This window comes from Legionella dresdenensis (genome assembly GCF_042649825.1).
In the GTDB taxonomy this organism is placed as follows: Bacteria; Pseudomonadota; Gammaproteobacteria; order Legionellales; family Legionellaceae; genus Legionella_C; species Legionella_C dresdenensis.
Window position 1 is genome coordinate 56862 of the sequence record NZ_JBHSAB010000026.1, and the last position, 11010, is coordinate 67871.

Consider the following 11010-nt stretch of genomic DNA (forward strand, 5'->3'; position numbering starts at 1 on the left):
TATTAACCACTGACCGGTTGCGGCGCTTGTTCAGGGTGAACCTGCGCTGTCTCCTCGACGGGTTGTCTGACGCTGTTCTGCCGGGGTTTAAAGAAGCAGGCATTATTTTTTGCAAATGAATTTCTGCCATCATTTGTTCCCGTCTTGAATACTTTGTTTTCAAGAAAGCAGGAAACCAATTGAATTACGCTAAAACTGATGAAGATATAACCACAATTGATACCATAACTATGCCGGAGCATGCTATAGCCTTCTTTTTGCCATAATTCGCGCATAATTTGTAAAAAAGACGGCACTTTAAGCGTGGCGGTATCAATCCGCCGCATTTGAATTTTACTTACCCGGTCGAAAATTCCGCACGGGCCTGCTGCCATAAGACTTGCGATTAGACTGGTTGTCGTTGCGTGGGCAAATGGATGCACTTTTCTTGACAAGTATGGTTCAATCCAGTCGCTTAAGGTTGTCGATGCGCTAAGGCAAAAAAGCGTATTAATAAAATTGCGTGAGCCTCGCCCGACCATACCCTGTGAGGTAAAAACCAACTTGTTATACGTGCCTTGAATTACAGGGTTCATGCCTAATTCGTACAATATCCGCCTGTTGGAATGATATTGCGTCAGCAGGGTATCTATTAGTGAAATGCAGGCCGAAAGCGTCAGAGTACTGACGGGTTTTGTATTGAATACAGAGTCGAATTGGTTATTAATGGTATCCTGATTAGATCGAAGGCCGTTTTGCAGCATGCCTTGTTTGATTGAATTTAAAAAAGCCATAACCAGTAATTGTGATGAGTGTCCACCTAATAAAAGCGGATTGGATAACGAAAAACTGTTAATTATGCCGGCTTGAAAACGTGACTTGTATAAATCAAAAGGGAATAAAATAGTTGAACCGATAACAGTTGTTAAACCGGTTCGCATCAGCGCCTGGATAAACTGGTTCTGGACAAGTTTATAGGATGTTTTTTCTTGATAGCCGGATATATTGTTCTCATGCATGATGGTTTTGCTTATTAAAAATAAACCTGGCATTTTGCCCTAGTTGAAAAAAATTATAAATAGATTCAACGAATAATCATACACATAACGCCATTGTTGTTAAGTTACACGCTGTCATTCCCGCGAAGGCGGGAATCCATCTCTCAAACTGACTCTTTACCTTGTTTGATAGGTGGATCCCCTTCGCGGGGATGACAAATTTTCTTAAGTTAGACTACAACGCAAAATTGCTGTTTCACAACGTTTTGGCTATTATCAAGCGTCACTGACTGCGGGGAAATATATGCCTGGAAATGCCCATGTTAAATTACCGAGTATTAAAAACATTCTTTTTGGCGAGTTGACTTACATCGATTACGAGGGAGATGTAGAGCCGGCTATTGAAGATGACAGGGTCAGTATTAAAGCGGCGCTCAGGCTTGATAAATCTTATGAGTATACTGATTTCACATTAATGTTGGCCTCTCAGAATGAGGAAAAGCCAATAGTGATGTACATCCCGGCAGAGAATGCTGATAGCAGGGCGATCAAAAAAGGCAAAACAAAAGCAGGATTTTTGCATTTCCCTTTGCGCGAACTTAATTGCAATGAATCATATGGTTATCAAATTTTATATAAAGGAAAACCACTACAAATATTCAAGGATAAACATCCTCCAGAAGATACTCAGGTCTTTATCCGAACGCCTCCTGCCCGTCAGGATCCCTTGCCCATTAAAATAGCCGTTGGCGGTGATCAGGAACGTATGGAGCAATTCAATCCGCTAGGGGCTTGTTTGGGGCTGGATAACCAGAAATATACCAGTCTGCTCTACACGCATATTAAAAGCCAGCCCTTCAATCTGTTTGCTCATTTAGGTGATCTATACAATGGCGAGTGGTTTATTTCCTTCCAAAACCTGTTTCGGCGCGGACGAAAATTTATAGAGTATCAGGTACGGTCGTTACAGGCTTATCGCGCTAATCTGGCTGGTGATTTCGGTACTCCGGCAGAAAATAATCTGGCTCATATCGCAGGGGGCACCTGTGTGGTAGTGGATGATCATGATATCGGCCAGAATAATGCCGGTCCGCCGGTTACCAATAAGCAGAAAAAAGCGCAACGTAAAATGGTGGATGCATTTCATGAAATGGGATTAATGCAGGATTTTCTTGCTGCCGATAAAGAAGGCCCGTATTTCAATACCCGTATTGGTCAACATGAATTTTTCTTTTTGAATAACCGCTTTACCCAGAATAGAACAAGTGAAGAGGCTTATTTACTCGGCGATAAGCAATGGGCCTGGCTTGAAGCCTCATTAGCGGGATCAAAAGCCGGCAATAAAATTATTGTTTCGCCCTTGCCGTTAGCGATGGGTAAAAGTCCAACAGAAGATTACCGAGGCCATCCTAAAGAATGGCATCGCTTTATGCAATTATGCCGGAAATATTCAGTTGGCGCTGTACTGACCGCAGATTCACATAATTATAGCCATACTGAATTCCATGTACGCGAATTTCCAGACGATAAACCCTGGATAGTCAATCAGCATCTTGTCGGTACATTAGGCGGTAAGGCGCAGCATATAACCGCAGAAGAAAAGAAAAGTATAAACCTGCTGGGCAGACAGCCATTAATGCCGGAAGATGCTAAAATAAAAGAATTATACCGAGGCTCGCGGGTAAAAGCTTATTTTTCACCTGATGAAAATCAGGCATTATTACCGCATGAGGGCGAGGAGAGCGAATGGACAAAACCTGGCGAGTGGGAGAAGGATACTTACGGTTATCTGGGTATCACGCTTTCATCAGAACCCGAAGAGGATAATGAACAGGGCAACGTAATATTTCAGGAGGAGAACGGCGACCAGATTGAGATGGTCAATTTCCATTCCAGAAAAAATCGCGAAAATCGTGATAACGTATCCGTTGGCAGGGTGGAGGCTGCATTTTTTGCCTGCACTAAAAAATCAGGTGTGGTAAGGGAAGAACCCAGATTAGCATTTAGATATTAATCAGGAGATTAAAAGTGAATAAACGGATATTATTGATTGCGATTATACTCCAGGCGCAATCCTGTTTTGCCATCTCGCCTGCAACGGAGCAGGCAATTGATAACATTGTGGCTAATGCAATGGCTCAGGGCAATATCCCGGGGTTGGCGTTGGCTGTGATGGTCGATGGCAAGCCTTATCTGAAGAAAGGATATGGCTATGCAGATATCGAGCAAAAAATACCGGTTAGGCCAGGTACGCTTTTTGGGATTGGTTCTGTATCGAAAGTCATTACGGCGTTCGGTTTGATGACTTTAGTGCAGGAGCAGAAAGTTAATCTCGATGATTCAGTATTAAAATATATTCCTGAAGCGCCTCGGAAATGGAAAACCGTAACAATCAGGGAGTTGCTTTCTCATTCAAGCGGTATTCCGCAGCATTACGGTCCTCACTTGCCCTGGCCAAAAACGTGGCAGCAAGTAAGGAATTTGCCGATGGAGTTTACTCCGGGTACGGATATTAAATATAACAACTTTGGTTACATTGTCTTAGGTAAAGTCATTGAGAATGCAAGCGGGCAAAATCTGGATGATTTTTTAGCGCAACGAATTTTTGCTCCTCTGGCCATGCATAAGACCGGTTTTCCCCTTAGTCAGGCTCCCGCAGGGCTGGCTGTCGGTTACGGCGTACAAAATGGGCAAATCGTTGTTAGAAATAATCAACGTCCATGGCTGCAAATGTGGAGTTCAGGCGGTATCGTTTCAACATTGGGTAATATGGCAAGATGGGATGCTGCAATGACGGCAGGCCAGTTACTGTCAGCGGAGAGTTATCGCCAAATGTGGACACCGGTTCTTTTATTAAATGGCAAACCGGCTGGCCGTAAAAATTGGGCATGGTCGCTTGGATGGCAGGTTTCTTATCAGAACAATAAACTGGTCGCTGAAAAAGACGGCGCGATTACAGGATACTCTAGCTGGATATCAAGACACATAGACGATAAAGTGTCGATCATTATCCTGACTAATAAAAAGCGGACGCAATTAAAGCGGCTGTCTAACCAGATTTTCAGGCAAGTGATGCAGCAGCCGGTTGTCCGGTGAATAAAATTGAACTTGCCCTGAAAGGGCGAGTCAGTTACAGTTCACACAATAAATACTGGTAAGCTGGTTTAACTCATGTCATCACGCTTTGTTCATCTACGCATTCATACCGAGTTTTCTATGGTTGACGGTTTGGTCCGAATCAAGCCGTTAATGAAAGCGGTCAGTGAACGTGGTATGAACGCTGTTGCTGTAACCGATTTCTGCAATCTGTTTGCAGCAGTGAAGGTATTTAAAACAGCGGTTGATAATGGGGTAAAGCCTATACTGGGCGGTGATTTACCCTGCCATTATGCCGACAAACCCGAGCAATTATCTTCTCTGGTCTTGCTCTGCCAAAACATGACTGGTTATAAAAATTTGACCTGTCTGGTGTCCAAAGCTTATCAGGAAGGACAGTATTTAGGTCAACCACGGATTCATTATGAATGGCTGCCAGAATATGCAGAGGGCATAATTGCACTCTCAGGGGGCAGGACAGGTGTAATCGGCAAGGCGTTACTGGCTGGGGATTTAGCCGGCGCTTATGAACTGGCGCGGTCATTTTCCCAATTATTTCCCAATCGTTTTTACATTGAAATTCAGCGCACAGGCCGTAATGATGAAGCGGTTTATAATGAACAGGTTGTTAAACTGGCAGAAGAATTAAACCTGCCGCTTGTTGCGACAAACGACGTACGCTTTATAGATCAAAGTGATTTTGATGCTCATGAGGCCAGAGTTTGTATTCATCAGGGTTACTCGCTGGCTGATCCGCGCCGTTCCTATGAATACAGTACACAGCAATATTTGCGTTCTGCCGATGAGATGGCAGAGCTGTTCAACGATTTGCCGCAAGCGATAGAAAATACCGTGCAGATTAGCCAGCGCTGTACCGTAAAACTTGATTTGGGCAATAACTATTTACCCAATTTTCCTATACCGGATGGCTCCAGCGTCGAAGAGTATTTATCGCAGTTGTCGCGTGAAGGATTGGAAGAGCGGCTGCAACAGATATTCCGTGATAAGCTGCCAGAAGAACTGGCGCAATTACGGATCCCTTATGACAAGCGATTACAGGTAGAGCTTGATGTAATTAACAATATGGGATTTCCAGGCTACTTTCTGATTGTGGCTGACTTTATCCAGTGGGCCAAGCAAAATAGCGTGCCCGTAGGGCCAGGCCGTGGTTCGGGAGCGGGATCGCTGGTTGCTTACGCCTTAAAAATTACGGATCTTGATCCCTTACTTTATGAGTTGCTGTTTGAGCGTTTCCTGAATCCCGAACGGGTATCAATGCCGGATTTTGATATTGACTTCTGTATGGAAGGACGCGATCGGGTCATTGAGTATGTGGCTGAAAAATATGGCCGGCAGAGCGTTTCCCAGATTATTACCTTCGGTACTATGGCGGCGAAAGCGGTAGTCCGCGATGTGGGGCGCGTTCTTGGGCATCCCTATGGCTTCGTCGATAAAATTGCCAAGCTGATTCCTTTTGAAATCGGGATAACCTTAAGTAAGGCGCTGGAAGATGAAGAGGAATTGCAACGGCGTTATCAGGATGAAGAAGAGGTCAAGGAATTAATTGATCTGGCTCTGAAACTGGAGGGAATAACCCGTAACGCAGGTAAGCATGCCGGAGGCGTGGTTATTGCACCATCACGATTGACAGATTTTACCGCTATTTATTGCGAGCAGGGATCGAACCAGCTGGTCAGCCAGTTTGACAAGGACGATGTTGAAGCCGCAGGTTTGGTCAAATTCGATTTTCTGGGCTTACGTACCTTAACCATTATCGATTGGGCTTTACGTACGGTGAACGAGCAGAAATCAGCTGCCAATGAGCCTTTGGTTGATATTGCCCTGATTCCAACCGATGACAAAGCCTCATTTGATTTATTGAAAGCTTGCCAGACAACAGCAGTATTTCAGCTGGAGTCGCGCGGGATGAAAGAATTAATCAGCCGCCTGCAGCCAGACTGTTTTGAAGACATTATTGCGTTAGTGGCGCTCTTCCGGCCCGGGCCATTGCAATCCGGGATGGTGGATGACTTTATCGATCGTAAGCATGGCCGCGCTGTGGTTGAATACCCTCATCCTGATCTTGAGTCAATTTTAAAGCCGACCTATGGCGTTATTCTTTATCAAGAACAGGTTATGCAGATTGCTCAGGTTCTTGCAAACTATACTCTCGGCGCTGCTGACATGCTCCGACGGGCGATGGGTAAGAAAAAACCCGAGGAGATGGCCAAACAGCGCGAGATCTTCACAGCAGGCGCGACAGCGCGCGGGGTAGCAGAGGAAACCGCTACTTATATCTTTGACCTGATGGAAAAATTTGCCGGTTACGGATTTAATAAATCGCATTCGGCAGCCTACGCACTGGTTGCTTACCAGACTGCCTGGCTGAAGGCCCATTATCCTGCAGCATTTATGGCGGCGGTGATGTCGTCGGATATGGATAATACCGATAAAGTGGTGACCTTCATTAATGAATGCGTCCAGATGAAATTAAAGGTTTCACCGCCGTCTATCAATCATTCCAATTACATGTTTACCGTTGCCGATGATAAAACAGTTTTCTATGGCCTGGGGGCAATCAAGGGCGTTGGCGAGTCGGCGATTAACTGCATTATCAATGAGCGTAAGAATAAACCCTTTACCGGCTTGTTTGACTTCTGCAAGCGGCTTGATTTGCGCAAGGTGAATCGACGGGTGCTGGAAGCGTTAATTAAAAGCGGCGCGATGGATGACTGGCAAGTAGAGCGTGCGGTATTGTTTGCATCGCTGGAAAAAGCGTTGAAAATGGCCGAGAAAAGCCAGCAGAATTTAATCAGCGGCCAGGCTGATTTGTTTTCATTAATCGATGATTCGGATACTGAAGAGGATTATGTTCCCTGCAAACCCTGGCCAGCTATGCAGCGTCTGGATGGTGAGAAAGAAACCCTGGGGTTATATTTAACCGGCCACCCGACCACGCAATATAGTCAGGAGTTTAAAAATACCATTACTCAGATAGGGTATCTGAATCCCTCCATGGCTAAAAAAGCCTGGGTGTGCGGTATGGTGGGCGGTATTCGCCGAGTCTTGACCAAACGCGGGAAAAAACTGACTATCCTTGGCGTGGAGGACTCAACCGGTAAAATAGATATCGTTGTATTTTCTGAAATCTATGATGCTTTATCGGCTCCGGTTCAAAGCGGCCAGATAATGGTAATAGAAGGCGAAATCAGCCACGACGATTTCAGCGGCGGCGTCAGGATGGTCGCCAGTCAGCTCTATACCATCGAACAGGCGCGTTCCCGTCTGGGTCAATGCTTGTGCCTGACATTAACGCCACAACATGAACCTCAAGTCATGGCGATAAAATCAGTGTTATCGGCTCATGCTGGCGATTGCCTTGTCCAGATAGAATATAAAAATGACGTGGCGGTTGCGAAATTAGGCCTTGGGCAACAATGGCGCGTAGCTCCCGATGATAGCCTGTTTCGTTTGCTGGAAGATATAGTTGGTAGCGGCAATGTGAAAATTGTTTATTAGTAATCCATACCCTGATAAAAAACTTTTTTTGTACGTCCACATCAGCTAACATGAGTTAATTGTATTATAGGGATAGTAATTATGCGTTTGTTTTGCAGAGAAACTCTTGCTTTTGTTTTTTCTGTTTTGGTTTTTTCCACATCGGTTGCCGCTGACAAAGAAAATTATTACCGAAGCTTCTGGCAGCCTGAATTTAATAGCGAACGATTGGATTATTGCACTCTCGATAAAAAAGAGTGTGGTTTGGCTGTTGCAAACAAATATTGCAGAATTATGGGCTATGATCGCGCGGATCAACAGCTTATTGCCAATAATGTCGGTTTAACGACTTATTTGGGAACTGATAAGGGATGTCAGGGCTGGCGCTGTAATGGTTTCAAGACAATCCGTTGCGTCAGCAAAATGAGTCATAAACCGCCTAAACCTTATCATTACCGTTACCGGCGCTTTGTTTTTCCACGCTTTAATAACTACCGTGTAGACTGGTGTTATGATGGTAAAACCGGGTGCGGAAAACGCGCTGCCTATTCTTTCTGCCGTCAATCAGGATATCTTGATGTTAAAGATTATTCGGTTGAGCGCGGTGTCAATGCTACCAAGGCGATTGGAAACCAGAAACTTTGCTTTGGAAAAGAATGCAATGGATTCAGTAAGATAGATTGTTTTCGGTAAATGCCGGCAGACTTGGATTTGACAGCCATGAGCTGCTAAACAATACTGAACAATAGCTGTCTAGGAGTTAAGGACAAGTGTATGAGCACCAATGAGACTGTATTAATCATTGATGACAATGAAGTCAGAAAAAATAAAATAGGAACAATTATTAATTTTCTGGGAAAGTGCTGTATGGAGGCGGATTACAGCGAATGGCAACAACTTCCCTATGCCCGCGCCAATATTATTCTGGTGGGTTTTTCGCAGGAACCGGATACGCAGGACCTTTTAGATGAGTTGCTTGCTGAGCAGCCTCATATTCCGGTTATATTGATTGATCCGGCCGATGACAAGATCCCTTGCCAGGCAAAAAATGTGTGCGCCACCCTGGATTTTCCATTTAGTTATGCCCAGATTCTTAAATCATTCCATCGATGTCAGATTGCTTCTGAAAAAGATATCGATGCCCGACTTGCCAGGCCGCATTCAGCTAATAGTCTGGTCGGCAATAGCAAGGCTATCAGGCAAGTCAGACGGTTGATTGAACAAGTTGCGGATACGGAGGCAAGCGTATTAATTCTTGGCGAATCAGGAACGGGTAAAGAAGTGGTGGCCCGAAATATCCACGCTTATTCTTCGCGGGCAAATAAACCCTTTATTCCGATTAATTGCGGAGCAATTCCTGGCGAGTTGCTGGAAAGCGAATTGTTTGGTCATGAGAAAGGGGCTTTTACAGGCGCAATTACCACTCGTCAGGGCCGCTTTGAATTGGCGAATGGCGGTACGCTGTTTCTGGATGAAATAGGTGATATGCCATTGGCGATGCAGGTAAAATTACTCCGGGTTTTGCAAGAGCGTAGTTTTGAACGGGTTGGCAGTAATAAAAATATTGGCGTTGATGTCAGAATTATTGCTGCAACGCACCGCAATCTTGATCAGGCAATTACTGAAGGCAAATTCAGGGAAGATTTGTTCTATCGCTTAAATGTTTTTCCCATTGAGGTACCGCCTTTACGCGACAGGATAGAAGATTTGCATTTGCTTTTTAACGAACTGGTATCGCGAATTGAGATTGAAAATCGCCCTGGTGTTCGTATTCTGCCATCGGCACTGGACGTATTATCCCATTATCATTGGCCAGGCAATGTCCGTGAGTTGGCGAATCTGGTTGAGCGGCTAACTATTTTATTTCCCAGAGGCATAGTAGATACCGAAGATTTGCCCATCAGATTTCGTTGTGTTAACGAAACTAATATTAATGGTATTGGGGGTAATGAACGGGAATCACTCTTACAGGCATTTAATCAGGAAACCAATCCATCCATTGATGGCATTGATTTAAAAGAACATTTAGTCAGAACTGAACTGGCAATTATCAGCCAGGTGCTTGAAGAATATGATTGGGTGGTTGCCCATGCAGCAAATCATCTCAACATGCGCCGGACAACCCTGGTAGAAAAAATGAGAAAATACGGCCTTACAAGGCCGGAAAGAGCCTGATTTCTTTTATTTTTTATTCTGTTCTTCAGGTCTTACTTCACTTTTCTCCGGTTCAACCGGTTTGACAGTAGACGAAGAGGTAACATCATCCGTTGTTGCCTTGGGCTCGTGACAGTGCTTTGATTTATAATCATCAATAATTTCACTGACACTGTTCTTAACGTCCCGAAACAGTTTGCTTGCAATGCCGGTTATTTCTTTAAAATCAGGCAGTTTTGATTTGTTATCAGCCATATCATGCTCCTGCAGAATTAAAGATATCTACTTTATATTATACACCAGTATTGTAGCCTGGGTGAAGCGAAGTAAAATCAGGTTCCGGAGGGCGAACCTGGTAATTCACCAATCTGTAAATTTTTGCTAAAATACGTCATCTTTATGTTTTAGTGTTAGGTAATCTATGCAATCTTATATCGTTTTGACATTTTATAAATTTGTTGCACTTCCCGAATATGAAGCCATGAAACCTGAATTGCTGGATGTTATGAAAGCCAATGAAGTTAAAGGAACAATTATCCTCGCCAGCGAAGGGGTCAATGGAACTTTTTGCGGTACGCCGGAGGGTGTTGCGGCTGTGGTTAATAAAATGCATAGCTATCCCGGCCTGGAAAATCTTGCGTTCAAGGAAACCTGGCACGACAATAACCCGTTTGAGAAGTCAAAGGTCAAACTGCGGAAAGAAATCGTAACGTTAGGTGTGGAGGGATTAGATCCCGTGAACGAAGCGGGCACTTATGTTGAACCTGAAGACTGGAACAACCTGATTAGCGATCCCGAAGTGTTAGTCATCGATACCCGTAACGATTATGAAGTCGAATTAGGTACGTTTAAAGGGGCTATCAATCCCAAAACTGAAAATTTCCGCGATTTCCCTCGCTATGTTGAAGAAAATCTGCTGGATAAAAAAGATAAGAAAATTGCTATGATGTGCACCGGTGGAATTCGTTGTGAAAAATCAACGGCGTATTTGAAAAAACTGGGTTTTAAAGAAGTATATCACCTAAAAGACGGTATTCTGAATTACCTGAAACAAATCCCTGCCGAACAATCATTATGGGAAGGCACCTGCTTTGTTTTCGATGATCGCGTAACTTTAACCCATGATTTGGAATCAATAGGCGAGGGCGCTATTGATAAAGAATGGAAAAACAAAAGCCGGGCAAAAAACGCTGCTGCGCGCTGATCAAATGACAGGTTGGGCTGTAAAGCCCAATGGCGCTGCCTTAAGCTGTACAAAAATTGCGATATAGAAAAAAAGAGCTAA

The 11010-nt window shown here is 44.2% G+C and carries 8 protein-coding genes; 6 read left to right on the top strand and 2 right to left on the bottom strand.

Going from position 1 to position 11010, the window contains the following annotated elements:
• Window positions 1-2 precede the first annotated feature (2 nt).
• Window positions 3-998 (bottom strand): hypothetical protein, encoded by a 996-nt coding sequence (locus ACFORL_RS11225; protein WP_382344054.1) that lies wholly within the window; start codon window positions 996-998, stop codon window positions 3-5.
• Window positions 999-1281: 283 nt separating this feature from the next.
• Here ACFORL_RS11225 and ACFORL_RS11230 point away from each other — a divergent pair, with 283 nt between their 5' ends.
• From ACFORL_RS11230 to ACFORL_RS11250, 5 genes are all read left to right on the top strand, one after another.
• Entirely contained in the window at window positions 1282-2991 is a 1710-nt protein-coding gene (locus ACFORL_RS11230) for an alkaline phosphatase D family protein (RefSeq protein WP_382344055.1), read from the top strand.
• Window positions 2992-3005: 14 nt separating this feature from the next.
• Window positions 3006-4073 (top strand): serine hydrolase domain-containing protein, encoded by a 1068-nt coding sequence (locus ACFORL_RS11235; protein ID WP_382344057.1) that lies wholly within the window; start codon window positions 3006-3008, stop codon window positions 4071-4073.
• A gap of 75 nt (window positions 4074-4148) precedes the next feature.
• Window positions 4149-7592: a DNA polymerase III subunit alpha gene (gene dnaE, locus ACFORL_RS11240; protein WP_382344059.1), complete on the top strand. Its 3444-nt coding sequence runs from the start codon at window positions 4149-4151 to the stop codon at window positions 7590-7592.
• A gap of 81 nt (window positions 7593-7673) precedes the next feature.
• Complete coding sequence (locus tag ACFORL_RS11245) at window positions 7674-8264, top strand: hypothetical protein (RefSeq protein ID WP_382344061.1); 591 nt, start codon at window positions 7674-7676, stop codon at window positions 8262-8264.
• Window positions 8265-8345: 81 nt separating this feature from the next.
• Window positions 8346-9746 (top strand): sigma-54 dependent transcriptional regulator, encoded by a 1401-nt coding sequence (locus ACFORL_RS11250; RefSeq protein WP_382344063.1) that lies wholly within the window; start codon window positions 8346-8348, stop codon window positions 9744-9746.
• Between the two features lie 6 nt (window positions 9747-9752).
• Here the strand turns inward: ACFORL_RS11250 and ACFORL_RS11255 are convergent, their stop codons facing one another.
• On the bottom strand, window positions 9753-9980 hold the full coding sequence (locus ACFORL_RS11255) for a hypothetical protein (RefSeq protein WP_382344065.1): 228 nt from the start codon (window positions 9978-9980) through the stop codon (window positions 9753-9755).
• 166 nt (window positions 9981-10146) lie between these two features.
• Between ACFORL_RS11255 and trhO the strand changes: the two genes are divergently transcribed.
• The gene (gene trhO / locus ACFORL_RS11260; protein WP_382344067.1) at window positions 10147-10929 is read left to right on the top strand and encodes an oxygen-dependent tRNA uridine(34) hydroxylase TrhO; all 783 of its coding nucleotides are present in this window, start codon (window positions 10147-10149) and stop codon (window positions 10927-10929) included.
• Window positions 10930-11010 lie beyond the last annotated feature (81 nt).

Coding starts and splice junctions, on each gene's coding strand:
- ACFORL_RS11225 (WP_382344054.1), bottom strand. CDS start 998: ATGCATGAGAACAATATATCCGGCTATCAAGAAAAAACATCCTATAAA.
- ACFORL_RS11230 (WP_382344055.1), top strand. CDS start 1,282: ATGCCTGGAAATGCCCATGTTAAATTACCGAGTATTAAAAACATTCTT.
- dnaE (WP_382344059.1), top strand. CDS start 4,149: ATGTCATCACGCTTTGTTCATCTACGCATTCATACCGAGTTTTCTATG.
- ACFORL_RS11245 (WP_382344061.1), top strand. CDS start 7,674: ATGCGTTTGTTTTGCAGAGAAACTCTTGCTTTTGTTTTTTCTGTTTTG.
- ACFORL_RS11250 (WP_382344063.1), top strand. CDS start 8,346: ATGAGCACCAATGAGACTGTATTAATCATTGATGACAATGAAGTCAGA.
- ACFORL_RS11255 (WP_382344065.1), bottom strand. CDS start 9,980: ATGGCTGATAACAAATCAAAACTGCCTGATTTTAAAGAAATAACCGGC.
- trhO (WP_382344067.1), top strand. CDS start 10,147: ATGCAATCTTATATCGTTTTGACATTTTATAAATTTGTTGCACTTCCC.